We start from the raw sequence: 26,685 nt of genomic DNA, 5'->3' as shown, positions 1-26,685 counted from the left end.
GAAATAAAAAAGAAATTATTATTTATTATCAAATAAATAAGTTACTCATCATCACTTTTAGTAGAAAATTCACAAAATTTATTATTTATTCGTTTTTCACTGGTGTTTTTGCTTTAATTTTCATCGTAATTGCCCTATCCTAGGGTCAACAACTAACATCTTATCTCACTCTTAATTCAGGGTAATTACCATGACCATGAAGCGCACCAAAGATATCAATCAAGACGCATTTCGTAAGTCTTGGCGTTCATACCGCTTAGCACCTGTAGCTATCGCTGTTAGTGCCGTATTTATGCTTTCTGCTTGCGAAGAAAGTGATGAAACCGTTTCTCTTTACACCAATGCTCAAGACTGTAGCCAAGCGAATCCATCGCAAGCTGAACAATGTACTTTGGCTTACAATAACGCATTACAAGAAGCTGCAAAAACTGCGCCTAAGTATGCTACTCAAGCAGACTGTATTGCTGAGTTCGGTGAGTCAATGTGTACTCAGGCTCCTGCACAAGCAAGCTTTGCGGGTACAAATACAGGCAATGGCGAACAAACAGCACAAGCACAAAGCAGCTCAGGCAGCATGTGGATGCCTCTGATGATGGGTTATATGATGGGTCGTATGATGGGCGGTGGCGCACCATCACAGCCATTATTTAGCTCTAAAAACCCAGCCAGTCCTGCAAATGGCAAATTTGTGGATGCCACAGGTAAAAGTTATGGCCCAGCTGTTGCTGGTGGTCGTTCAATCAGCGTACCTAAAACAGCAATGGCGCCTAAACCAGCAACGACCTCAACAGTAACGCGTGGTGGTTTTGGTGACACAGTGAATAAACAAGCAATGGCACAGAAATCGTCTTCTTCATCTAAATCTTCTTCCCGTTCAATGGGTGGTTGATAAGTAATGAAACGAGTTCCTATTATTGAGCGCCCTGATTGGCGCGAAAAAGCAGCAGAGTTTGGCTTCGGTTTTCACACTATGTACGGCGAGCCGTACTGGTCTGAAGATGCTTATTATCAGTTCTCAATGGCACAAATAGAAGAAATTGAAGATGCAACTGCTCAGTTGCATCAAATGTGTCTAAAAGTTGTAGAACGCGTTATTGAAAGTGATGAGCTACTGACACGTTTTCAGATCCCTAAACACTGTTGGGGCTTTGTACGTCACTCATGGAAAACCAGCCAACCTTCACTCTATTCACGCCTTGATCTCGCTTATGATGGCGTTAACCCTCCTAAGCTACTGGAAAATAATGCGGATACACCAACGTCTCTTTATGAATCTGCTTTTTTCCAATGGATTTGGCTAGAAGATCAAGTAGAAGCAGGTAAGTTACCTGAAAATGCCGATCAATTTAATAGTATCCAAGAACAGTTAATTGAACGCTTTACGCAGCTTAAAGATCAACACGGTTTCCGTTTACTGCATATGGCATGCTGTCGTGATACCGATGAAGATCGCGGCACCGTTCAGTATCTACAAGACTGCGCGAATGAAGCGGGTGTTGCGACTGAATTTCTATTTATGGACGAAATCGGCTTAGGTGAAAGAGGTGAATTCACCGATACCCAAGATCAGGTTATTAGCAACCTGTTTAAGTTGTATCCATGGGAATTCATGCTCAGAGAGATTTTCTCTACCAAATTAGAAGATGCAGGTGTGCGTTGGTTAGAACCAGCGTGGAAAAGCATTATTTCCAATAAAGCATTGCTACCTATGCTATGGGAAATGTTTCCTGATCACCCTAATTTATTGCCAGCTTACTTTGCTGATGGCTCAAAACCAGAGCTAGATAGCTATGTGATCAAGCCACTATTTTCTCGTGAAGGGGCTAACATTCGCGTGATTGAAAATGGTCAAGAGATTGCATCTGCTGATGGGCCGTACGGCGAAGAAGGAATGATCATTCAGCAATTCCATCCACTACCTCAATTCGAAGGTAATTATACCTTGGTTGGAAGCTGGTTAGTGAATGATCAACCTGCTGGGATCTGTATTCGTGAAGATAAAGAGTTAATCACTCAAGATCTCTCACGTTTCTATCCACACGTCATTATTGACTAAATTAATATCACGGCATGTTTTCACATGCCGTTTTTCTTATAATCTATTCACCTACTTGTACTGATAACATACTCAGTGAACCTGATACAATCCCTTCTGTTGGCGTAGATATGACTTCACTGCCATCCCAACTTCCCAGCACATACAATAAAGGTAAAAAATGTTCAGGGGATGGATTTGAACGTTGTCCATCTTCTCTTTCAAGGGCTTGTGTTAACGGGTGCGGCAATTCACCACTCCGTAAATGCTCTATCACAAACTGTTCAAATGAACGAGCCCATGGGTAAGCTGCTGCTTCCGCATTTTGCCAGTTCATTTCTCGTAGGTTATGAACAACATTACCACTGCCCATAATCATCACGCCCTGCTGCCGTAAGATAGCTAATCTACGCCCCATTTCTAGGTGCCAAGCCGCAGGTTTTGTGCCATCAATACTTAACTGAACTACTGGGATATCTGCTTGAGGATACATACGAACCAGTATTTCCCATGTACCATGATCAAGCCCCCACTCACGGTTATCTAAATAAATATCTAATGGTGCTAATAACTCAGCCACTTGTTGAGCTAACTCAGGTGAGCCTAGTGCAGGGTATTGCACTTGATATAATGCATCGGGAAAACCACCAAAGTCATGGATAGTTTTAGGTTGGGACATTGCGGTAACAGCAGTTCCTCGTGTATACCAATGTGCTGATACCATTAAGATTGCTTGCGGCTTTGGTAGTTTTTGTCCGAGAGCTTCCCATGCCTTGGTATAGCGATTGTCAGACAGCGCATTCATTGGGCTACCATGGCCAATGAACAGAGCGGGCATTTTGTCGGTTAACATGATGTTTCATGCTCCATCTTACGAATTCTACCTTCAGCATACGCAATTTTGTGTTAGATCACAGTAGAGTAACTCTGAGCATGTCTATCAAATAAATTGAAAAAGCCACAAAGTGTGCAAATTTGTGGCTTCTTAAATACAGTGCTAAACGTTTAAGTTCAACTTAGCTGGCTTTTTTTTCGGTTTGTAGACGGTAGGCAACCAGATCTTCAATGGTTAACACTGTCATGCCATGCTGCCTTGCGAATTCAACCACTTCAGGCGTACGCGCCATGGTACCGTCATCGTTCGTCAGTTCACACAATACACCTGCGGGTTTAAAACCTGCAAGGGTAGCTAAATCAATACTTGCTTCTGTATGACCACGACGTACTAATACTCCGCCTTCACGACCACGCAAAGGGAACACGTGTCCAGGGTGATGGATATCAGCGGGTACTGCGTTATCCGCGATCGCTGCACGGATAGTGGTAATACGATCTGCCGCAGATACCCCTGTAGTGACACCTTTAGCCGCTTCAATCGTCACCGTAAAAGCAGTTTGGTTTTGGCTGGTATTTTTTTCAACCATCATAGGTAATTCGAGTTGCTTACGACGTTCTTCAGTGATGCATAAGCAAACAATGCCGCTGCTATAGCGGATTGTCATTGCCATTTGCTCTGGCGTCATTGTCTCTGCTGCAAAAATAAGGTCGCCTTCGTTTTCGCGGTCTTCATCATCGAGTACGAGTACACCTTTACCTTGACGTAATGCTTCAAGGGCGCGTTCAACACGTTCGATTGGATTACCGAATTCGGAAAGTAGCGTCTGATTCATGGTAAAAACCTCTTAAGTAATAATTTATTAGTTACCAGAATCAGGGCAGTCTTAGGAGTACGAGAACTGAATAAACAAAAAACACGAATGCGCCTTTTGCAGACTCAGATATGCAACGCAGTACTGTGCTATAAAGCACAAAATGCTGATACAGTTAATTCTCTCCCATCCGGACTATAACCGTCGGCTCCAGAGTCACACTGGATCTGCTGACCTTTACTCATGACAAGTAAAGCGCTCGCGGGCTTCATGCAAAGCATGTTACCGCCGGTGGGGACTTTCACCCCGCCCTGAGATAAACGCATTCAATATAGCGCTAATAATTTTAACGTGCAATCAGCAAAGCCAAAATTGATGCTCAACTCACACTTATAGTCAAAAAAGTTAATAAAAAACGCATAGTTAGATTTAAATTGGCAAATATCTATCAATCTTCTTAGTCAATTAAGCGATCCAGCGCGAGTCTTGTTGAGTTAGCCCCCTTCAAGTATTACACTAGCCCTCAATATCTCTTTAAAATCTTAAGGACCCGCGAATGCTCGATCCGAAAAAAATTGAACAAGTCGCTCGCCAAATTCAAGGCGCTTTACCAAAAGGCGTTCGTGATTTAGGTGAGGACTTCGATAAAAAATTACGCTCATTACTGCAATCACAACTTGGCAAACTGGATCTAGTCAGCCGAGAAGAGTTTGATATCCAAACTCAAGTGTTGCTACGCACTCGCGAAAAATTAGTACAGATGGAACAGCGTGTGAAGGCATTAGAAGAGCGTTTTAATGACGACAATGGTGTCGAAGAGCAGCAACAAAACCAGTGATATTTGTTTCATTACGGCCTGCAATTGCATCATTACAGGCCGTAAATAAAAATTTTAAAATTATTTATTCTTTGGTTTTGATAATATTTTTGATGATATTGGTCGTTGAGATGCCATCTTCAAAATTAAGCACTTTGACCTCACCGCCCGCAGCCCAAACTTCCTCACTGCCCGCGATCTCTTCTGGACGGTAATCGCCACCTTTCACTAAAACATCAGGGAGTACTTCGCTGATCAAGCGTTGAGGAGTATCTTCTTCAAAGGGGACCACCCAATCAACCGATTCTAATGCACCGAGTACGATCATGCGTTGCTCTAACGGGTTAACTGGACGTGTTTCCCCCTTCAATCGACGAGTTGATGCGTCACTATTAACAGCAACAATTAATCTATCACCAAGCTTACGTGCATTGGCAAGGTAAGAAACATGGCCTGCATGCAGAATATCAAAACAGCCATTAGTCATTACGACTCGCTCACCACGTAGCCTTGCATTCGCTACAGCTTGTTTGAGCTGCTGTTCATCCATCACGCCAAAGCCGTTATCAGCACGCCCACGGATCGCATTTTCTAATTCGATTGGCGAAACGGTAGAGGTACCCAATTTACCAACAACTACACCTGCCGCAGCGTTAGCAAGTGCGCATGCTTCATGTAGTGGGCGACCTGATGCAATCGATGCGGCTAAAACACCGATCACGGTATCCCCCGCCCCTGTTACATCATAAACCTCTTGGGCTTCTGTTGGTAAATGCAGTGTCGGTGCATTACGGCGGATCAGGCTCATACCTTGTTCTGAACGAGTGATCAGTAACGCGGTTAAATCAAGAGATTCTAATAATTTTATCCCTTTTTCTTCAACATCTTGGTTATTATGGCAACGACCAACAATCGCCTCAAACTCAGACATATTTGGCGTTAACAACGTCGCACCACGGTAACGCTCGAAATCGTTCCCTTTTGGATCGATCAGCACAGGCACGCCTGCTTTATTTGCCAATTCAATCATTTTTTGTACTTGCGAGAGTGCCCCTTTGGCGTAGTCAGAAAGCACTAATGCGCCAATATGTGGCAATGCTTGCTCAATGCGCTCTAACATCGGTTGCACATCAACGTTTTCGAAGCCTTCTTCAAAATCGAGGCGGATCAGTTGTTGGTTACGCGATAGGACTCGCAATTTAGTGATCGTGGGATGTGTTGGGATAGCCACAAAATCACACCGAACCTTAACCGCATTTAAGCTTTCTGTGAGCGCTTTAGCAGCATCATCAATCCCTGTTAAACCAACAAGACGTGAATTCGCGCCTAACGAAGCAATATTCATAGCAACGTTTGCTGCGCCACCTGGCCGCTCCTCAACCATGTTGACTTTGACCACCGGAACAGGGGCTTCAGGTGAAATACGACTTGCAGGACCATGCCAATAACGATCGAGCATGACATCGCCCACAACCAGTACGCCTGCTTGCTTATAATCAGGGAGTGTTACTTTCATCCCAAAACTCCAATTTTCCAAAAGAAACTGTCAATAATTAACGCGATACTATCATAAAGAAATAACACACGTTAATGATCCTCTTAGGCTACACCTAACCATTTTGTCCAACTTGTTAGCACTTGTTCGCGTTCAGCCGCGAACTGGCTGATATCAACTCGACTAGGCAATGACTGTAAGGCAAGGTGATGTAGCTCATCGCGCATAGAAACATAAGCCTGAGTTAACGCATTCGCTTCCTCTTCAGACATCAAATCATGTTGAGCCATTAACTCAAAAATACGGACATTATCTGACCAACGGGTTAATGATGGATTATCAGGTGCATAGCGTAGCACGAGGTATTGAGCGATAAACTCAATATCGGTAATGCCACCGGGGTCAGCTTTTAAGTCGAACTGCGTTGCTTGATGACTGCCTAAGTGCTGATGCATTTTGAGACGCATATCGCGAACTTGCTGACGAAGTGTTTCCGCATCTTGTGGCGTACATAAGGTTTCATGACGTATACGTTTAAATTCGTGTTGTAATTTTGCATCGCCAAACACCATACGTGCGCGGATCAGAGCCTGATGTTCCCATGTCCAAGCATCGTTTTTTTGATAATCATCGAACGCTTCAATGGTGCTGACTAGCATCCCTGACTCACCGGATGGCCTTAAACGTGCATCCACTTCATACAGAACCCCAGAAGCCGTACGGGTGCTAAACAGGTGAATAATGCGCTGAGCAACGCGTAAATAAAATTGCCTTGCATCGATCGAACGTTCACCATTGGTCACCACACCAATCGGACAATCAAACAGAAATACTAAATCTAAATCGGAGCTGTAACCAAGTTCCCAACCGCCGAGTTTGCCATAACCCAATACCGCAAATCCGTATTGCTTTTCACCTGATTGAGCCAGATGTGCGGGCTCTCCATAACGCTTAACCATTTTTTGCCATGCTTGATGAACAACCGCATCAATAATGGCTTCAGCAAGGTAAGTTAGGTGATCGCTGACTTTCATAACAGGCAACACACCTGTGATATCTTCTGCCGCAATACGTAGCAACTGAGCTTGCTTAAACTGTCTTAATGCTTCGAGTTGTTGTTCTTCATCATCATCTGGCACACGCATTAAATATTGACGTAATTCATCTCGATAAGCGGTTAAAGGTAAAGGTTGATACAGCGATTTGGGATCTAATAACTCATCCAGCAACAGTGGATGGCGAGCCAGCTGCTCTGCAATCATTGGTGATGCCGCACACAAACGAATGACGTGAGTTAATACTTCATCAAATTCAAGCATCAATTCTAAATAAGTGGTGCGGCTGACAATACTTAATAATAGTGGCGTTAAGCGTTCAATCACTTGCCCTGCATCGGCTCGTTCGCCGACTTTTGCCAACAATTTTGGCATTAAGTCATCAAGAACATCACGCCCACGCGGCCCAATCGTACGCTTATTCAGATCATGGCGGAACATTAACACGCCATGGATCATTTTCTGAGCGATCTCTTCATCCTGAGAGGGAAGATAGGATGCGAGTTCTTCTTTTGCTAATTCGCCTTGCCATAAGGTGATGTAGATTTCATCAAAGCTATCTTTCGTTTCTTCATCATCATCTTGACCGATTTGCTCGGTAAAAATTTGATGGACCTCAGACATGTTTTGTTTTAAAACTTGATAAAACGGCTGCCAATGTGTGAACCCCATGCCCCAAGCTAATCGGGCTTGGTCTAATGGCTCATCAGGAAGGGTCTGCGTTTGTTGATCATCAATACTTTGCAGTAGATTTTCAACACGACGTAAAAACAGGTAAGTGCTCTGTAGTTGTTCAACTTGCGATTCAGGTAATAACCCCAGCTCAATGATCCCTTGCATAGCCTGTAGTAAGGACTGTGATTGCAATGCAGGCTCTCTTCCCCCGCGGATCAACTGGAAAACTTGCGTAATAAATTCAATTTCACGAATACCACCAGCCCCAAGTTTAATGTTATTCACCAAACCACGGCGCCTGACTTCGCGTTCAATCATGTTTTTCATATTACGCAATGATTGAATTACGCTAAAATCGATATAGCGACGATACACAAAAGGGCGCAATAACTGCCGTAATGTTTCTGCATAATGTAAGCTATCGGGTCCCATAATACGTGCTTTAACCATCGCATAACGTTCCCAATCTCTACCTTGCTCTTGGTAATAATCCTCTAACGCAGAAAAACTAAATACCAAAGGACCACTATCACCAAAGGGACGCAACCGCATGTCAACACGGTAGACAAAACCATCGACGGTGAGTTGATCCAGTACTCGGATCAACTTTTGCCCTAAACGCGTAAAAAACTGTGCATTATCAAGCTCTTTTCGCCCACCCCGAGTCAACCCATTTTCTGGGTAGGCAAAAATGAGGTCGATATCAGAAGAAAAATTCAGCTCTCTACCGCCAAGCTTACCCATACCGAGCACAAGCAGAGGTTGAGGACGACCTTCGCTATCGCAAGGTGTTCCCCATGATTGACTATATTGGCGATATAACCAATCTCTTGCCGCAACAATGAGTGTCTCCGCAAGAGCACTTAATTGCAAAAGAGTCTCTTTTTCATTACTGATAGTTAAGGTTTGCATCCAAGCAATTCTGACTAACATTTGATGCCGGAAAATACGCAACACACGCATCAAATGGTCTTCATCCATAACCTGGGCCAGTTCTGTTACTAGCCATTGATTATAATGCTGATATTCAGTCGGTTGAGGCTGCTGTTCACGGATCCGCTGTAAAAAATGGGGGTAAGCTAAAACCTGTTTAAGCACAAAATCACTTGAGCTGAGCACAGCGAGTTCTGTATCAAACAAAGGCAGTAACTCACTTTGCTGATCAGAAAATCGCGCGATAACACGTTGTTTTTGGTTTTCAAGCAGTTCCGAGAAAGGATGCATATCGACACCTTAATGAATATCAGTATATTTCAAAGCAATTAGCCACTGCGTAAAAGCTAGCTTACATTTCAACCAACAACTGCTATAACAAAAAGTTTCCGCGGTGCGTGTTTCATCTGCGAGATCATGACGAAGCTGCTCTAATGGAATATCTTGAATAAATTGTGGTGCAGAGTTTTGATAATGCACTAAAAATGCCTGCACAAAACGCAAAAAAACATCAAACCCTTCGCGTGCACCTTCACCATCCGCTAACCAATACGCTTCATGCTGCTGGCTCAATTTCTGCATATGCATCAAGGCTTGATCGATAGGCTGTTGCTCATAATCAAAAATATCATCAGGCTGCTGCACTGGCGTTTTATCCGACTGCATCAATGAATAACCACGGGCCGCCTTACTCAATGATGAAAGGCGTAATCCATCAATATCGGCAAGTTTTTTGGCTAAATTCAATACATCCGCCACAAAACCTTTTTTCAACTCCAACTCAAATTCTTGAATCGGTAAATCACGCGATCCCGCGGAAATTTCGCCCTGATCGAAAACTATCTCGATTTCGCTGTCTTCAAAAGTGGCTAACCATGTTTCGCGCATAAAATGAGTGCTAAACAGAATTTGCAATTGCGACTGTAATTGCTGTACATCCGTACCTTCAGGCCAAATATCAACTGGAAATGCCGCCAAATCGAGCTCTGGCGTTGCAATTTCCACATTATATTCAGGGCGTTGATGCAACCCACCAATCACTTGCCCCGCTGTTTTTATCGTCATTTCATAATGGCCATCACAGCCACGAATACGTAACCCCATATCCCACTGACGTAATTGACGCTCTTCGGTATCAAAATAGATGTTAGTCAGTTTTTTAGCTTCGGTGTGCTGATGGGAAAGAGTCGATAATGATTGGCGCACTGCCTCTATCGCGGTCGTTTGAGCAGATAATTTAAGCTCGACTTCAAGGTGGCTCATACATTTCCTTTATTTAATAATTTCTCTGCACTCATATTACCCCAATTTTCCCCTATCAGGGTAGACTGAGAAAACAAACTATACTGAAAGCAAAAATTCTATTCGCTCGATTAATTTCAGACGTTTATACTGTTAATAACGCGAAATGTGATAGCAGTGAGTGAAGCCGTTCAACTGTACTGCCACTTGAAATATAACGAGTACGAGTATATGTCAAGAAATGCAAGGAACAGCCCCTCTTAGGAGAGTTCCCATTTTCGTTTTACATTTGCACACGCACACTGAACTCTTTAGAGTAAGTCTACATATGTATGCTGCATTCATTCACCATATAAAGAATAGAAAATAATACCATGCGAAAAATACCATTATTCCTCATTTCCATCATAGGACTCAGCCTGTCAATTGGCACTGCTGCCGCCGAGAAACGTTATGTTTCTGATGAATTATCAACTTATGTGCATAGTGGTCCAGGAACAAAATATCGCATTGTTGGCACACTCAATGCAGGAGAAAGTGTAGAGCTACTCTCAACGGATGGTAATTTTGCTCAAGTAAAAGATGAGCGAGGCCGTACCGTTTGGCTACCTACCGAACAACTCAGCAACATCCCGAGTATGAAAACGCGGATCCCTCAGCTAGAAGCCGAAAACCAAAAGCTGCGTCAGCAACTGGAAAATATCGATAATACGTGGAACACGCGTACAGCAGATATGCAGCAACGTGTCGCAGATAATGACAACGTAGTTAAACAGTTAAAAGCTGAAAATGAAAAGCTGAAAAACGAATTAATTAAATCAGGTAAAAAACTGGAAATCGCGGAAGTTAACTTAGACGATCGCCGTCGTGAGCTCATTCTACAATGGTTTATGTATGGTGGTGGAGTCGCTGGTGCAGGTTTGATCTTTGGTTTGATCCTGCCGCATATCATTCCTCGTCGCAAAAAACGTAATGACCGTTGGATGAGCTAAGTATTAATGATGAAAATATATCTGGTAGGTGGAGCGGTACGTGACGAACTGCTTGGCCTGCCTGTTTCTGATCGCGATTATGTCGTTGTCGGCTCTACGCCTGAAGCGATGCTGGCACAAGGCTACCAGCAAGTAGGGAAAGATTTCCCTGTATTTCTACACCCAAAAACCCATGAAGAATATGCATTAGCCAGAACCGAACGTAAAACTGGCTCGGGTTATACAGGGTTTAGCTGCTACGCTGCGCCTGACGTTACCATAGAAGATGATCTATTACGTCGTGATCTGACCATTAATGCGATTGCGAAAGATCAGCAAGGGCAACTCACCGATCCCTATCATGGTGTGGATGATTTAAACGCACGCATTTTACGCCATGTTTCTGATGCATTTGCCGAAGATCCGTTGCGGATTTTACGAGTAGCTCGCTTTGCTGCGCGTTTTGCTGCACAAGGGTTCCAAATTGCGCCTGAGACGCTATCGCTGATGCAATCAATGACAGCATCAGGCGAGTTAAATCACCTTACCGCGGAGCGTGTGTGGGCCGAAACGGAAAAAGCCTTACAATCCACCAGCCCACACGTTTATTTCGAGGTTTTACGCCAATGTGGTGCACTTGCACTGCTATTTCCTGAAATAAACAATTTATTTGGTGTACCCGCCCCAGAAAAATGGCACCCTGAAATAGATACAGGGGTTCATACAATGATGGCACTACAAATGGCGGCGCAATTATCAACAGATGTTGATATTCGTTTTGCCGTACTGTGCCATGATGTTGGTAAAGCACTAACACCCAAGGAAGTTTGGCCGAGTCATCCAAATCATGGTGAAATGGGCATCGGTTTAATTGAAAATCTGTGTGATCGATTCAAAATCCCCAATAGCACACGCGAACTGGCACGCCTAGCCGCACGTTTTCATGACCAGATCCATGTCATCAACCGCTTAAGTGCGACAGAAATCATTCAGCTATTTGATGGACTTGATAGTTGGCGTAAACCTGAGCGCATTGAACAACTTAGCGTCATCAGCGAGGCTGATGCACGTGGACGAACGGGACTTGAACAGCAACCGTATCCACAAGGTGAATTTTTACGTGAAGCATTCAAAGAGGCTCAAGCCGTTAGTGTCAAACCAATCATAGAGCAAGGTTTTCAAGGACCACAAATCCGTGAACAACTCACATACCAACGTATTGAAAAAATTGAACAGTGGCGTCAGCTGCAAACGCTATTATCGATACTTTAACTCATGCGAAGTACCGCTAACGAATGGTTAGAAGTATTAGCTCACCGCAAGACTAGCGACCATAGTTCAACGCAATACGCCACAACGTGGAACATAACGAGTGAATATAAATGGCGGTGTTATCGTGATACCGCCATTGTTCTTATTCTGTTTTACAACCTCTTTCGATAACCACTCCAACGCTTATCGCCTGTGCAACTGCCCCCGGTTTTGACAATTTGATCCGTACCCACGGGCAATTAAAATCATTTAATATAATTTGAGCCACTTCCTCAGCGACACGTTCTACTAAAGCAAACTTATTGTTGCTAACATGGCTAACGATGGCTTGGCTAATTTGCGCGTAATCGAGACAATCGATGACATTATCGCTCTTTGATGCTCGTTTGTTATCCCAACCCATTTCGATATCGAACACCAATTTCTGCTCAATTTGTTGTTCCCAGTCATATGCACCTATGGTGGTGATGACTGATAATTGTTCAATAAATACGATATCCATCACGTCATTTTCTCGTTTGTGTGCTGAATTGATACCACTTTTTGGAAAATATGCGTATTATCCAAGAAGTGAAATAAATACCCTAACTGTTTTGGAGTTAGCTATGAGTGCAACCGCGCTTGGCATGATAATCTTTGCCTACCTTTGTGGCTCAGTTTCAAGTGCCATACTGATCTGCCGGCTGGCAAGATTACCCGACCCCCGTCAACACGGCTCAGGCAACCCCGGAGCAACAAATGTATTGCGCGTTGGCGGTAAATTAGCCGCAGCCTCAGTACTGATTTGCGATGTCCTAAAAGGGATGATCCCTGTTTGGCTAGCCTATTACTTAAAAGTCCCGCCATTCTATCTTGGCTTTGTTGCGATTGCAGCCTGTCTTGGCCATATTTACCCAATTTTCTTTCGCTTTAAAGGCGGAAAAGGCGTTGCTACCGCATTCGGTTCAATTGCAGCCATTGGTTGGGATCTTTCGGGGCTAATTGCAGGAACATGGCTACTCACTGTTCTACTCAGTGGTTATTCATCGTTAGGCGCAATTGTGGGTGCTCTCTTAGCGCCGTTCTATGTTTGGTGGTTTAAGCCTGAATTCACCTTCCCTGTCGCGATGCTTTCCTGTCTGATACTGGTTCGCCACCATGGTAATATTCAACGTCTATGGCGCGGCCAAGAAAGCCGTATTTGGCAAAAACTGAAAAATAAGAAGAAGAAAACTGCGAAAGAAATTGCACAAGAAGCAAAAGATCAGGAACAAAACGATTAAAATTCACAGGCTGTGATTGAAGCTCCTAACGTTCTCAAGTCACTTCAAAAGCAGCCTTTTTACTTCCCTTCCATAATTGTTCTCTTTTTTAATTAAATTTTGCGCTATTACTACGCGTTATTACGTAAAAATTAGATAATCATCAAATAATTCAAAATAATAGCTAATGAAAATTTAAAATAAGTCGAAGTATACCATTGAGAAACTCAACGATAATAATGGTGTACACATGAACCAAGTTCCGTTTACCACACAAAACGAATATCAATTAAACAATGATACAACTTTAATGACCACCAGTGATTTAGATGGTAACATCACTCACGCTAACGACGCCTTTATCCAAGTCAGTGGTTATTCACTCGAAGAATTGCTTTATCAGCCACATAAAATTATTCGTCACCCTGATATGCCAAAAGCCGCCTTTGCTGATATGTGGAGTACCCTAAAAAACGGCCAGCCATGGACGGGGATCGTCAAAAATCGGCGTAAAAATGGCGATCACTACTGGGTTAGAGCCAACATTTGCCCGATGATGCGACAAGGCGTCATTACAGGCTATATGTCAATTCGTACTAAAGCCACCCGCCAAGAAATTGCTGCCGCAGAGCCTCTTTACCAATCACTGAATGAAAATCGCAGTCATTATAAGTTACACAAGGGCTTAGTCATGCCAAAACATTGGTTTGGCCAATACCCCACGCTCTCTATTCGTTGGCGAATTCGCTTATTGGTGATCCTGCTATTTATCGGTTGGATAGGGATGGCAATTTTATCCGGCCTGCAAGGAATGACACTTCTGCGCTCAGCGCTAACGGCCTTTATCACCCTATCTTTCGGTGACTTCTTATTCGAACGGATCATTGCTAAACCGCTTGAAGGCGTCGCTAAACAAGCACTGGATGTTGCCAGAGGGCAATGCCATAGCATTTCACATCTTAACCGTGTCGATGAAGTTGGCTTGATGTTACGTTCTATCGGACAGCTAGGATTAGTTTGTCGTTGGCTCACTAACGATGTGTCTTGCCAAATCGGTAATGTCCACAAAGAAAGCGAGTTACTAGTGCAAGATTGTGATGAATTAGAACAACATACTCAAAAAACGGTTGGTTATGTCCAACAAACCGTTGCCACCATGAACCAAATGTCTGTTTCGGTGCAAATGAACGCCGAAAACACCCTTCGTGCAGATAAACTGTCCAGTGAAACCAGCGGTACAGCCCTACACGCCGCTGAAGCAATGGAAAATGTGGTACACACCATGGATGAAATCGTTCTTAGCACCAACAAAATTAATGCAATTACCGATGTAATCAAAAATATTGCTTTTCAAACCAATATATTAGCACTTAATGCTGCCGTTGAAGCCGCCCGAGCAGGCGAACAAGGAAAAGGATTCGCGGTCGTCGCTGATGAGGTACGTAGCCTCGCCAGCCGCAGTGCTAGCGCCGTTAATGATATTAGAGATCTAATTGATGATTGTGAGAGCAAAGTTCATTCAGGTAAGCTACACGTACATTCTACAGGAGATACCTTACAAAAGGTGGTGGAGCAGGTACAGAATGTGACTCAATTGATTAATCACATTAGCCATGCGACATCTGAACAAGCTGCGGGGTTAGCTGAAATTACCCAAGCCGTCTTCGAACTCGAGTCCATCGCACAAAAGAATACAATATTAGTAGAGCAAAGTGCTAACGCATCTGAAATCGTGAAAAAGCACTCTGTACAACTTGATGATGCAATTACTATCTTGCACTAAGCAATAGAAAATATCAGTGGTTTCGTGGCATGTCACAAAACCACTGATTTAACAAAAAACGAATTATACAGTTTCCACTAATGGCGGTAATTCAGCTAGCGGCCAACGAGGGCGTACCGTAACGCCTAACCCTGTTGTTGAGCCACCTTTTAAACGGATCAAACCCGCCAAAGCGATCATTGCACCATTATCGGTACAAAACTCAGGGCGTGCATAGAACACTTCACCACCACGCTGTTTTAAAACCTCTTCCATTTTAGCTCGCAGTGTACGATTAGCGCTCACCCCGCCAGCCATTACCAAACGTTTAAAACCTGTTTGCTCTAAGGCTCGTTTGCATTTGATAGCCAAAGTATCGACAACCGCATCTTCAAATGCACGTGCAATATCAGCACGAGTTTGATCATCATCGGCATTTTCACGGATCGTATTCGCAGCAAAGGTTTTTAAACCTGAAAAGCTGAAATCCAGCCCCGGACGATCTGTCATTGGGCGAGGAAAAACAAAACGCCCTGCGGTACCCTGTTGCGCCATGCGAGATAAGACAGGCCCCCCTGGGTAGTCTAGCCCTAATAATTTAGCGGTTTTATCGAAAGCTTCACCCGCTGCATCATCAATAGACTCACCAAGCAATTGATATTCACCGATCCCTGTGACGCTGATCAGCTGGGTATGGCCGCCTGAGACTAATAAAGCAACAAACGGAAATTCAGGACTTTTTTCCTCAAGCATCGGTGCTAATAAATGCCCTTCCATGTGATGGACAGCAACCGCTGGCACTCCCCATGCAAAGGCTAATGAGCGCCCAACAGTCGCACCAACCATTAATGCGCCAACCAGCCCCGGTCCGGCGGTATACGCAACCGCATCGATATCTGCACTGGTTAAATTCGCTTCTTTGAGCGCCGCTTGAATCAAGGGCACTGTTTTACGAATATGGTCGCGAGAAGCTAATTCAGGTACGACACCGCCGTAATCTGCATGAACTTTTATTTGGCTATAGAGTTGATTGGCTAATAGACCGGCCTTATCATCATAAATTGCGATCCCGGTTTCATCGCAAGATGTTTCGATACCTAAAACGCGCATTGCACTACCCTTGTTTGTTGCATAAGCCAAAGTCTACCATTAAATTCAGCTGATCGTATAATTTATGATGCCAAAAGGCTGACTTTTCCTGTTGTATAGTCTATAATCAGCACCCTGTAATAAATTTCGTGTGGCTAATTTCATTATTACTTAAATTTGGTTGTGTTTTGGAGCAAGCGGGAACAAACGATTGTTCAAACAAAACAACCAATTGGTAATCTTGTGTGTTTCAATTTTATACGGCACTTTACAAACCCGTACTCATTGAAGTAAAATTCCGCACCATTTTAAATGACGGCTGGTTGAATAAAGCCAGCAACAACCCGATTTCTATTGAGGTGAGAGGCACATGCCGGTAATTAAAGTACGTGAAAACGAGCCATTCGACGTTGCACTGCGTCGTTTCAAACGTTCCTGTGAAAAAGCAGGAGTCTTAGCTGAAGTTCGTCGTCGTGAATTCTATGAAAAACCAACGACTGAGCGTAAACGCGCTAAAGCATCTGCTGTTAAGCGTCACGCTAAGAAACTGGCTCGCGAAAACGCACGCCGTACTCGTCTGTACTAATTGGTCGCGGTGCCTACCGCAATCATAGCAGGCAGTACTAGTAAGCAGTTAAAGGCCGTGCTTTCCTGAGGGAAGCGCGGCTTATTATCGTTCATCAACAGGCGAAAAAGAGGCTTATGGCTGGACGAATCCCGCGTTCATTTATCAATGATTTGTTAGCGAGAACCGACATCATCGATTTAGTTGATGCAAAAGTCCCGTTAAAAAAACAGGGTAAAAACCATCACGCGTGCTGTCCGTTCCATAACGAAAAAACACCTTCTTTCACGGTGAATAGTGAAAGGCAGTTTTATTACTGCTTTGGCTGTGGTGCTCATGGCAATGCGATTGATTTTTTGATGAATTACGACAAATTAGATTTTGTCGAAGCCATCGAAGAACTGTCCGCCTTACATGGTCTCGATGTTCCTTATGAAACAGGGACTGGTACCAGTCAAATCGAACTTCATCAACGGCAAAATTTGTACCAATTGATGGAGAAAATAAACCTGTTTTACCACGCTGCCTTAAGTCATCCATCGGCGAATAAAGCCAAAGATTATTTAAGCCAACGTGGTTTAAGCACAGAAATTATTGAGCATTTTTCAATCGGTTTTGCCCCTGCGGGGTGGGATAATCTGCTCAAAAAATTTGCTGTAAACCCAGAGAGTCGCAAACAGCTTGATGATGCAGGTATGTTGGTGACTAATGATAACGGCCGTACTTATGACCGCTTTAGAGAGCGAATCATGTTCCCTATTCGGGATCGCCGTGGTCGTGTTATCGCGTTTGGTGGTCGTGTTCTTGGTGATGCGTTACCGAAATACTTAAACTCACCAGAAACGGATATTTTTCATAAAGGCCGTCAATTATTTGGCCTTTATGAAGCAACCCAAAATAGCAGTGAAATTGCTAAATTGTTGGTTGTTGAAGGTTATATGGATGTTGTTGCATTGGCTCAATATGGCATTCGCTATGCGGTGGCATCACTGGGTACCTCAACAACTTCTGAACACATTCAGTTGCTCTATCGTTCAACTGATACTGTTATTTGTTGTTATGATGGCGACCGCGCAGGCAGAGAAGCTGCGTGGCGGGCACTTGAACATGCCCTACCTTATTTAACTGATGGTCGCCAATTGCGTTTTATGTTTTTACCTGATGGCGAAGATCCTGATTCTTTAGTCCGCAAAGAAGGCAAAGATGCATTTGAGTTGAGAATGAATGATGCACAAACATTATCTTCATTTCTGTTTGACTCGCTCGTGCCTCAGGTTGATCTAAAAACGCAGGAGGGACGCGCAAAATTTAGTAAGCTGGCGATCCCTTTGATAAAACAAATACCTGGTGAAACATTGCGCCTTTATATGGCTCAAGAGCTAGGAAATTTTATCGGTATACCGGATATTTCTCAGGTTCTTGCTATGATTGATAGAGAGAGTACTGAACCGGTAAGTTACCAAGCGCCAAAATTAAAGCCAACCACAATGCGTATTTTAATCGCTTTGTTGGTACAAAATCCGAACTTCTCTGAGTTCGTTCCCTCATTAGAGGGAATTGCCCATATCCAAATGCCGGGGCTTTCTCTTTTTCAGGAGCTGGTAGATGTTTGCCGTTCCAACCCTGGATTAACAACTGGGCAGTTACTTGAGCTGTATCGTGACAATAAATTTGCTAATCAACTTGAAAAACTGGCAACTTGGAACGATATAGAGATAGAGGAGATCGCGGAAAAAACATTTAAAGATGCGTTAAACCATCTGTTTAATAGCGCGCTTGATGAGCGTTTCGACTATTTGATAGCGAAAGAACGAACGGAAGGGCTGACCCCTGAAGAGCGCGCAGAAGTCCGCTTGATCACGCTTTCCCGTGTGAAAACATAAAGAATACCAAACGGCTTAAGTGCCGATTTACCAAAGGCAAATGCCTGTAAACTGCTACGAAATTAAAGGAGCGTAGCATAACAAAATAAAAAAACTCCTTTGAATGTTCTTGTTGGCCGATTGTTTCGCCGACCGACACCAATCTAAATACTCAGAAGTGTGGATACCGTCTTATGGAGCAAAACCCGCAGTCGCAGCTTAAGCTACTCGTAACCAAGGGTAAAGAGCAAGGTTACTTAACCTATGCTGAGGTCAACGACCATCTGCCGGAAGATATCGTCGATTCAGATCAGATTGAAGATATCATCCAAATGATTAATGACATGGGCATCCAGGTCATGGAAGAAGCACCTGACGCCGATGATTTGATACTCGCTGAAACCACTTCCGATACGGACGAAGACGCAGCAGAAGCCGCTGCACAAGTTCTATCCAGTGTTGAAAGTGAAATTGGTCGTACTACTGACCCTGTGCGCATGTATATGCGTGAAATGGGCACCGTCGAACTCTTAACCCGTGAAGGTGAGATCGACATTGCAAAACGTATCGAAGATGGCATCAACCAAGTCCAGTGTTCTGTTGCAGAATACCCTGAAGCCATTACCTACTTACTTGAACAGTATGATCGCGTAGAAGCTGGCGAAAGCCGCCTATCTGACCTAATTACTGGTTTCGTCGATCCTAACGCTGAAGAAGATTTAGCACCAACTGCAACTCACGTTGGTTCAGAGCTTCCTCAAGAAGAGTTAGATAAAGACGATGATGAAGATGAAGACGATGAAGACGGCGATGACAGCGATAGCGATGACGATAACAGCATCGATCCTGAATTAGCCCGTGAAAAATTCAGCGAACTGCGCGTGCAGTACGAAAAAACTCGTCAACACATTAAACAGTTTGGCCGCAGCAATGCCCAAACAGCTGTTGCTATTGAAGAACTTTCAGAAGTCTTCAAACAGTTCCGTTTAGTGCCTAAGCAGTTTGACTATCTGGTCAATAACATGCGTGAAATGATGGACAGAGTTCGTTTCCAAGAACGTACCATCATGAAACTGTGTGTTGAACAGTGCAAAATGCCGAAGAAAAACTTTATCACCCTGTTTAGTGGTAATGAAACTAGCGAGACTTGGTTAACCGCAGCTAAAGCGATGAACAAGCCATGGTCTGAAAAACTGTTAGATGTTGAAGAAGAAATTCTGCGTTGCCTACAAAGGCTCCGTCAAATCGAAGAAGAAACTGGCTTAACCATTGAGCAAGTCAAAGATATCAACCGTCGTATGTCTATCGGTGAAGCGAAAGCTCGCCGTGCGAAAAAAGAGATGGTTGAAGCAAACTTACGTCTGGTTATTTCGATTGCGAAGAAATACACCAACCGTGGCTTGCAGTTCCTTGACCTGATCCAAGAAGGTAACATTGGTTTGATGAAAGCGGTAGATAAGTTTGAATATCGCCGTGGTTACAAATTCTCAACTTATGCAACTTGGTGGATCCGTCAGGCAATTACGCGTTCGATTGCGGATCAGGCTCGTACTATCCGTATACCGGTTCACATGATTGAAACTATCAACAAACTGAACCGTATCTCTCGTCAAATGCTGCAAGAAATGGGCCGTGAACCTTCACCTGAAGAATTAGCGGAACGCATGCTAATGCCGGAAGATAAGATCCGTAAAGTACTGAAAATCGCTAAAGAACCAATCTCAATGGAAACCCCAATCGGTGATGATGAAGATTCACATCTGGGCGACTTCATTGAAGATACCACTTTAGAGCTACCATTAGACTCAGCCACTTCAGAGAGCCTGCGTTCAGCAACTCATGAAGTCTTAGCCGGTCTAACCGCGCGTGAAGCAAAAGTACTGCGTATGCGTTTTGGTATCGATATGAACACTGACCACACCTTAGAGGAAGTGGGTAAACAGTTCGATGTTACGCGTGAGCGTATTCGTCAGATCGAAGCTAAAGCATTACGTAAATTGCGTCACCCAAGCCGCTCAGAAGTGTTACGCAGCTTCCTTGATGAGTAAGTCATAGTGCCTGTCGACAAACAAAATACGTTTGTCAGTAGTCTAAAACACCTGCTTCGGCAGGTGTTTGTGTATTTAAGCTCGACTCACCTTCCCACGTTTTACCATCAGCAATAACGTTAAACCAATCGCTACTGCCCCTCCCAACATCGCGACATTAAAACCAGATGTAAATGCACAGCGTACTGCGTGTTCTATATAAGGTTGTGTTATCAGCGAAGCATCGTTAATTAATTGACTAAAATCTTGATTTGGTAATATTGAAACAAGCGATTGATCGTCAATTAATTGGCTCACAGCACGATGTGTCATTAAAGTACCTAGCAACGCAATTCCTAACGTCATCCCTGTTTGCCTGAGCGCATTCATTACTGCGGAAGCAATCCCTGAGTACGCTTTATCAACACTCCCCATAATCAGAGCGCCTATTGCAGGGGTGGACATCCCCATTCCTGTACCAAGCACAAATAAAGTCACTGCGATCGGTAAATAAGCAGTATCTGTCGATACATAACCAAGAACAATCGAAGCAGCTGCAATCAACACAAAACCAAACATCATTAAGTGACGAACACTGATAAAACCTGAAAGACGGCCAAAAGAAAATGAAAATAGAGCCATAGCCACAAACTCAGGCGCCATGCGTAATCCAGCTTCAAAGGCGCCCCACCCTTGTCCCTTTTGTAAAAATAAAGCAATAAAGAACACATTGCTATAGGTCGCAAAACCTAACGCAAAAGAAGCCATGTTGTATTGAAAGAAAAACCGATTAGTTTTAAATAAAAAAATAGGGAATAATGGGCGCTCTACCTTTGTTTCTATAATAATAAAACCAATAAGAGCCAATAAACCAAGCCCCATCCCACCTAGAGTGATAAAGCTTGTCCAGCCAAATTCGCCCGCCTCAATTAAGCCAAAGGTGATGCTACCTAGCATAATGATACTCAAAATCTGCCCTAAAGGGTCAAACGCCGCTTTATCAGGATCTGCACTCTCAGAAATACCCAAGCCACCTAATACTAATGTCACAATCCCTAAAGGAATATTGATCAGAAAAATAGTTGGCCAATCCAATATATCAACCAAAAAGCCACCTAATATCGGACCGATAATCAACGACAATGCACTTACCGCAGACCATATACCAATAATTTTTATTCGCTCAATATCATTACTGAATGCTTGTGTGATGATCGACAACGCTCCGGGGATTAATGCCGCGGCAGCGATCCCTTGAATAATCCGTCCTAAAATCAGTACTTGGGGGGTATTTGCCAATGCACAAATCGCTGAACCAACAACAAAGACAGCGATCCCACATAACCAAATTTTCTTACGCCCATAGCGATCACTAATAGGTCCGACAGAGAGGATCAGAGCGGATAAGCACAATGCATAGGAGTCAATAATCCACTGTAGCATCCCCATATCCGCATTGAGATCTTTTTGGATCGCAGGTAATGCGACATTAACAATACTGATATCCAACGTTGCCATAAAAGTGCCTAGGCAGGCCGCGGTAATCAAAAAAATACGTTTCATTTTTATTGCCTTCATGTTCCATGATGTAGGCATCATAAATTACGACCGACCGACGGTCAATTTTATTCTATAGGTACTTCTTACTGGAACATATTTATACGTTAGCTAAAATAAGATATGTACAATTGGCTACTAAAAATAATTCACCAAATCTAATGTAAAATATTAAATTTAATAAAATAGCCCTCCTTAGTTAAGGAGGGTTTTATTATTTTATCGCAGTTACTATTAGATGTTTTTTTATTAAATTCTCGGAAGGAATTTTAAATTCCTCAACATATTTGGTTACGCTAAAACCAGCAAGCTCTAATTTTTTAATTATTTTTTTTGAATGACCTGGATATTTATAGTATACATAATCATTATATACAATCTTTCCTTCCTTCTTTAATACTCGGTACAATTCATTTATTTGTGAATCATAAATATTAAAATGCATCACAAAACTAGATATTATCGCATCAATACTCTCATCATCTTTATTAATTTTACTATTATTTCCGAAAAAACTAGCCTCTCCAATAAGCAGTTTTTCTCTATAATTATTAATAGCTGTCTTTATTGCAAGTGGGCACAAATCCAATCCAGTTATAGATGACAATTTTATATCCATTGATTTAATTACATCAGCAGAAATTCCTCCACCACAACCAAAATCTATAATACTGTCAAAATCTTTAATATCGGATTTAACGATCAAATATTTTATTATTGACTTAGTATAGTCGTAATCAATAACATCACCATTCAGTTTTATCCTTATTTCAGATAAACTACTGACATCAATATCATTCAGCTCGCTAGGTGGATTTGGTATGTAAATTTTATCCATATACCGATAGTATGGCTTATCATTGTACATAATTATATCCCCTAAAGGATTTTTCACATATAATAAATTATTAAATATTTCCATACTATTCACCAAATATTTTATTCATTAGTTTTTTACTATACTTTAATTTAAAAACCCATGATGACTTAAAAAAATTAAGAACCATTAAAAATAGAATAGTGCCAAAAATAATAATATCAGAAAGAAATAATTTTTTTTGTAAGTATCCTAGGCATAATAAACTATCGCCATAAGTAAAATCATTGCACGTATAACGTTCATCATTAAATGAAAATAAAAAATAAACTGAAAACCATATAAAAGCAGGACAAAACAATAACAATTTGACAATTAATTTAACTTTAGATATTTTATAGAAAAAAACTTTAACAGCTAAGGATAAACATGCAATCAGCCATAATGCGTCTAAACTCAAGTTAAATCCTCTTGGAAAGATATTTCCAAATACAATTTTATCTTGCCTAGTTACATCTAAGCCTATAGAACAAATAAGAGATAGTATAATACTAAAAATCAATATATTTATCTCTCTTCTTCGAGATGCAAAAATATCCTCAAATTGAATGGATGAGTTAAACTTAACAATATTTTCATTTATTTCCTTATCAATTTCATTATTATTATTAAGTCTAAACAATGAAGACTTATTAATTCCATCATATATCCATTCTTTAAAATAATTCAAGCTATTTTGAGAGTAAACTTTTTCTATATGTACCACTTTACCATCAATTGATGATTCATTATATTTAATGTCATATTTTTCGTTCGTTTGAATATATATTTTAAAATCAGGCGATTTAAATTTCGCATTATCCAATGATATTGATGCTTTTATTTTAAACCCTTGATGGTTATTTTCTATTTTATGTTTAAATTTTGTTTTAAACCAATAACCATTGGAGGCAGCGCACTTTAAATCATTATTTAGCTTTTCAAAAATATCACATAAAACCACATCGTGAGTTGACTCACCTATTGATAATGGAAATATGATTATATCTTTAATAACATCTTTTTTTTCAGTAATATAAAGAGCACCAGAAGTCTTACTCGAATCATTAAAACAATCAATTATCTTATTAATATTATCAGCATCATTTAATTCACCACTAAAACCATTATCTTTTTCCTTAAATAGCTCTTCAATTAATTCTTTATATGATTTTGAAAATTTGGAGTTTTTCCCCCAAAACTGTTTAATAATCGCTTCATCTTTATAAAAGAATGACATGTCTTTATGTTGTAACTCAACATCATCATCATCATTAATATTAAACCCAACAATAAGTTTAGAGTTATTAACTGTTTCATTGTAATGAAATGCTATTGCATTATAAATGATGACATCGCACTCTCCATCAATAATGTCTCCAACAATAATAAATTGGAAAAACTTGTCAATACTTATAGCTACATCACTATTCGTGGAATCATTTTTAATATTAGTCGTAATTCTCATATCTATTCTCATTTCTAATGATATACAGTACCTATCCCCAATGTGCTAAGCTTACCATTAATATTGAAAAGAAAAAATATAGAGCTACTTTACATCCGCACACCTAAAAACTAACATACTCACATGTTAGACTGCAATCACTAACCCTTTAAAAAAGGGTAAAATTATAACTTATCTTGAAAAACAATGATTAAATAACACCCCAAAAAAAATAAAATCAATACTAATCAAATGGATAGTAGAAACCTCTAGAAAAATCACTAGATATAAAAATAAAAAGGTTACCTAGAACTGCATATTAAGTAACCTTTATAGTGCAAAACAGATAATCTAGGCTATGCTGACCTTAATGAAGAAGGGATCTCTACACAATTAAACATTCCATTTTGAAAATGCAGATATGACTATAATCTATGATAATGCAAATTATAGTCAACAACCGTATTATTCGAAGCACACGCGTATATTACGTCACAATCAGAGAACGTACATATGCTGCGATTTCTTCATTTTGGCAATGGGCAAAAAAGCACTCTTGGAACTGACTGCCCATAACTGCTGTTTTCACTAAACTTTGATCCATAGCACGCAGCGTATCTAAATAGTTTTCTTTGACAATGGCCGCTTTCACTTCATTTAAAATCGCGGCATTACAGCGTTGCGGCTCTGCGCGCTCAAGAGGATAGCCTTGGCCACGTTCACCCGTGAATGCTTTCTCAAAAATATAGCGAACATTAAGCTCTGCCCCCCAGCCATAGCCTTTCGCAAATGCCATTGAAATCGCATTACCGTTATTGATTTGATTAAACAAAAAAGCATCTGAAGGCTCTAAACAGTAACCACAAACCACGCCTGGATGTAAATTAAGCGACATTAAAGCGCCCTGCCCTGTTCCACAACCTGCAACAACAAAATCCACCGCTTTCGAGTTAAGTAATAAACTTGCCATGATCCCAAGATGGATATAAGTCAAATGGTGGTCATGTTCATCTTTCATGCCCACGTTGAATGCTTGGTGGCCTAATGAGGAGCTAACGGTATTCAGCTCGTTAAAAATAACCGCGTTTTTTGCCGCTTGGCTATTTTCCATCATTAATGCAATTTTCATTGTGACTCCTATCGTCATTTATTGTGCCAGTTTATTTACTGGCAAATGCTACATACTGATTCAATTTTTAGTTAAATTAAAAATCTAAAAATAATCGACCGCTCAATAGTTTTACTAAATATCCTTCACCTCACTTCCCTCTAAATAATTCGAGTTATATCTAGGCGGCAAATGAGGATATCCGAATGCAGCCAACAACGTGATAACTCGAAGTATGACGAGGGAATTAGCGAGCCAACCACCCACCATCCACCGCTATCGTATAACCGTGAATGTAATTGGCGGCTTCTGAAGCTAAAAATACACATGGCCCCGCTAAATCATCCGGTGTTCCCCAACGCCCTGCTGGAATACGATCAACAATTTCTTGATTACGTTTTTCATCTGCACGCAAAGCCGCTGTATTATTCGTTGCGAAATAACCGGGAGCGATGGCATTAACGTTAATATTATATTTAGCCCATTCGTTGGCTAATAAACGAGTGATCCCTAATACACCGCTTTTCGATGCCGTATAAGATGGCACACGAATACCACCTTGAAATGACAACATAGAGGCAATATTAATAATTTTGCCGCCTGAGTTTTGAGTAATAAATTGTTTGGCGACGGCTTGTGATAAAAAGAATACTGACTTTAAATTCACATTCATCACATCATCCCAATCCTCTTCAGTGAAATTAATTGCATCTTCACGGCGAATAATGCCTGCATTATTTACAAGAATATCAATATGCTTAAATTCACTAACAGCACGTTCAATAATATGTGGAATACATTCGGTCTTTGTCAGATCGGCTTCTACATTGACAAATTTTCGGCCGACCGCTTCCACTTGTTGCTGTGTTTCAACGGGTAATGAACGGTTTACCCCTAAAATATTGCATCCCGCCTTCGCGAGTCCTAGGGCAATTGCCTGCCCTAAACCTGTATTACAGCCAGTGACGATGGCAGTTTTGCCGGTTAAACTGAATAAATCCATATTCATTATTTCCCCCAATTTAAT

Annotated in this window: 22 protein-coding genes and 1 riboswitch; of the genes, 10 read left to right on the top strand and 12 right to left on the bottom strand. The window is 41.7% G+C overall.

Annotation, left to right across the window (positions count from 1 at the left end):
* Positions 1-190 precede the first annotated feature (190 nt).
* Positions 191-889, top strand: a complete 699-nt coding sequence (locus SC428_RS06230) for a DUF1190 family protein (RefSeq protein ID WP_140185862.1) — start codon at positions 191-193, stop codon at positions 887-889.
* Positions 890-895: 6 nt separating this feature from the next.
* Positions 896-2,056, top strand: a complete 1,161-nt coding sequence (locus SC428_RS06225) for a glutathionylspermidine synthase family protein (RefSeq protein WP_070928860.1) — start codon at positions 896-898, stop codon at positions 2,054-2,056.
* A gap of 43 nt (positions 2,057-2,099) precedes the next feature.
* Here the strand turns inward: SC428_RS06225 and ygiD are convergent, their stop codons facing one another.
* Positions 2,100-2,888 carry a 4,5-DOPA dioxygenase extradiol gene (ygiD, locus tag SC428_RS06220; protein WP_318706388.1) on the bottom strand — a complete coding sequence of 263 codons (789 nt, stop codon included), beginning with the start codon at positions 2,886-2,888 and terminating at the stop codon, positions 2,100-2,102.
* 163 nt (positions 2,889-3,051) lie between these two features.
* Positions 3,052-3,705 carry a 3,4-dihydroxy-2-butanone-4-phosphate synthase gene (gene ribB / locus SC428_RS06215; RefSeq protein ID WP_140180399.1) on the bottom strand — a complete coding sequence of 218 codons (654 nt, stop codon included), beginning with the start codon at positions 3,703-3,705 and terminating at the stop codon, positions 3,052-3,054.
* 153 nt (positions 3,706-3,858) lie between these two features.
* Positions 3,859-4,006, bottom strand: a riboswitch (FMN riboswitch).
* A gap of 234 nt (positions 4,007-4,240) precedes the next feature.
* Here ribB and ubiK point away from each other — a divergent pair.
* Positions 4,241-4,522: a ubiquinone biosynthesis accessory factor UbiK gene (ubiK, locus tag SC428_RS06210; protein ID WP_140180397.1), complete on the top strand. Its 282-nt coding sequence runs from the start codon at positions 4,241-4,243 to the stop codon at positions 4,520-4,522.
* A 64-nt stretch (positions 4,523-4,586) separates the two neighbouring features.
* On the opposite strand, the gene hldE is transcribed toward ubiK, so the two are convergent.
* The 3 genes from hldE to SC428_RS06195 form a co-directional block, all read right to left on the bottom strand.
* Positions 4,587-6,017: a bifunctional D-glycero-beta-D-manno-heptose-7-phosphate kinase/D-glycero-beta-D-manno-heptose 1-phosphate adenylyltransferase HldE gene (gene hldE, locus SC428_RS06205; RefSeq protein WP_140180394.1), complete on the bottom strand. Its 1,431-nt coding sequence runs from the start codon at positions 6,015-6,017 to the stop codon at positions 4,587-4,589.
* A gap of 83 nt (positions 6,018-6,100) precedes the next feature.
* Positions 6,101-8,950: a bifunctional [glutamate--ammonia ligase]-adenylyl-L-tyrosine phosphorylase/[glutamate--ammonia-ligase] adenylyltransferase gene (gene glnE / locus SC428_RS06200; protein ID WP_318706384.1), complete on the bottom strand. Its 2,850-nt coding sequence runs from the start codon at positions 8,948-8,950 to the stop codon at positions 6,101-6,103.
* Between the two features lie 9 nt (positions 8,951-8,959).
* A complete protein-coding gene (locus SC428_RS06195; protein WP_070928863.1) occupies positions 8,960-9,922 on the bottom strand; it encodes an inorganic triphosphatase in 963 nt (320 codons plus the stop codon).
* Between the two features lie 353 nt (positions 9,923-10,275).
* Between SC428_RS06195 and SC428_RS06190 the strand changes: the two genes are divergently transcribed.
* Positions 10,276-10,893, top strand: a complete 618-nt coding sequence (locus SC428_RS06190; RefSeq protein WP_070928864.1) for a TIGR04211 family SH3 domain-containing protein — start codon at positions 10,276-10,278, stop codon at positions 10,891-10,893.
* A gap of 9 nt (positions 10,894-10,902) precedes the next feature.
* Positions 10,903-12,144: a multifunctional CCA addition/repair protein gene (locus SC428_RS06185; protein ID WP_318706488.1), complete on the top strand. Its 1,242-nt coding sequence runs from the start codon at positions 10,903-10,905 to the stop codon at positions 12,142-12,144.
* A gap of 142 nt (positions 12,145-12,286) precedes the next feature.
* Here the strand turns inward: SC428_RS06185 and folB are convergent, their stop codons facing one another.
* Positions 12,287-12,646: a bifunctional dihydroneopterin aldolase/7,8-dihydroneopterin epimerase gene (folB, locus tag SC428_RS06180; RefSeq protein ID WP_070928865.1), complete on the bottom strand. Its 360-nt coding sequence runs from the start codon at positions 12,644-12,646 to the stop codon at positions 12,287-12,289.
* A gap of 103 nt (positions 12,647-12,749) precedes the next feature.
* On the opposite strand from folB, the gene plsY reads away from it, so the two are divergent.
* Positions 12,750-13,406, top strand: a complete 657-nt coding sequence (gene plsY / locus SC428_RS06175) for a glycerol-3-phosphate 1-O-acyltransferase PlsY (protein WP_070928866.1) — start codon at positions 12,750-12,752, stop codon at positions 13,404-13,406.
* Between the two features lie 229 nt (positions 13,407-13,635).
* Positions 13,636-15,168, top strand: coding sequence for a methyl-accepting chemotaxis protein (locus tag SC428_RS06170; RefSeq protein ID WP_070928867.1), 1,533 nt, complete (start codon positions 13,636-13,638; stop codon positions 15,166-15,168).
* Positions 15,169-15,231: 63 nt separating this feature from the next.
* Here SC428_RS06170 and tsaD read toward each other — a convergent pair whose 3' ends face one another.
* Complete coding sequence (gene tsaD, locus SC428_RS06165) at positions 15,232-16,257, bottom strand: tRNA (adenosine(37)-N6)-threonylcarbamoyltransferase complex transferase subunit TsaD (RefSeq protein WP_318706378.1); 1,026 nt, start codon at positions 16,255-16,257, stop codon at positions 15,232-15,234.
* Positions 16,258-16,606: 349 nt separating this feature from the next.
* Between tsaD and rpsU the strand changes: the two genes are divergently transcribed.
* From rpsU to rpoD, 3 genes are all read left to right on the top strand, one after another.
* Complete coding sequence (gene rpsU, locus SC428_RS06160; protein ID WP_001144069.1) at positions 16,607-16,822, top strand: 30S ribosomal protein S21; 216 nt, start codon at positions 16,607-16,609, stop codon at positions 16,820-16,822.
* Positions 16,823-16,938: 116 nt separating this feature from the next.
* Positions 16,939-18,684, top strand: a complete 1,746-nt coding sequence (gene dnaG / locus SC428_RS06155) for a DNA primase (protein WP_318706376.1) — start codon at positions 16,939-16,941, stop codon at positions 18,682-18,684.
* A gap of 119 nt (positions 18,685-18,803) precedes the next feature.
* The gene (gene rpoD, locus SC428_RS06150; RefSeq protein ID WP_081335972.1) at positions 18,804-20,711 is read left to right on the top strand and encodes an RNA polymerase sigma factor RpoD; all 1,908 of its coding nucleotides are present in this window, start codon (positions 18,804-18,806) and stop codon (positions 20,709-20,711) included.
* A 75-nt stretch (positions 20,712-20,786) separates the two neighbouring features.
* Here the strand turns inward: rpoD and SC428_RS06145 are convergent, their stop codons facing one another.
* The 5 genes from SC428_RS06145 to kduD all read right to left on the bottom strand — a co-directional run bounded on the left by SC428_RS06145 (position 20,787) and on the right by kduD (position 26,667).
* Entirely contained in the window at positions 20,787-22,253 is a 1,467-nt protein-coding gene (locus SC428_RS06145; RefSeq protein ID WP_318706374.1) for an MFS transporter, read from the bottom strand.
* Positions 22,254-22,461: 208 nt separating this feature from the next.
* Positions 22,462-23,169 (bottom strand): class I SAM-dependent methyltransferase, encoded by a 708-nt coding sequence (locus SC428_RS06140; RefSeq protein ID WP_318706372.1) that lies wholly within the window; start codon positions 23,167-23,169, stop codon positions 22,462-22,464.
* A 1-nt stretch (position 23,170) separates the two neighbouring features.
* Positions 23,171-24,571 carry a hypothetical protein gene (locus SC428_RS06135; RefSeq protein WP_318706370.1) on the bottom strand — a complete coding sequence of 467 codons (1,401 nt, stop codon included), beginning with the start codon at positions 24,569-24,571 and terminating at the stop codon, positions 23,171-23,173.
* A gap of 466 nt (positions 24,572-25,037) precedes the next feature.
* The gene (locus tag SC428_RS06130; RefSeq protein WP_318706368.1) at positions 25,038-25,679 is read right to left on the bottom strand and encodes an RpiB/LacA/LacB family sugar-phosphate isomerase; all 642 of its coding nucleotides are present in this window, start codon (positions 25,677-25,679) and stop codon (positions 25,038-25,040) included.
* A gap of 226 nt (positions 25,680-25,905) precedes the next feature.
* A complete protein-coding gene (gene kduD / locus SC428_RS06125; RefSeq protein WP_318706366.1) occupies positions 25,906-26,667 on the bottom strand; it encodes a 2-dehydro-3-deoxy-D-gluconate 5-dehydrogenase KduD in 762 nt (253 codons plus the stop codon).
* Positions 26,668-26,685 lie beyond the last annotated feature (18 nt).

Source organism: Providencia sp. 2023EL-00965 (assembly GCF_033550225.1).
Lineage (GTDB): Bacteria > Pseudomonadota > Gammaproteobacteria > Enterobacterales > Enterobacteriaceae > Providencia > Providencia manganoxydans.
Note: the sequence above shows the minus strand (reverse complement) of the source record. Positions and strands in the feature narration are given on the sequence as shown.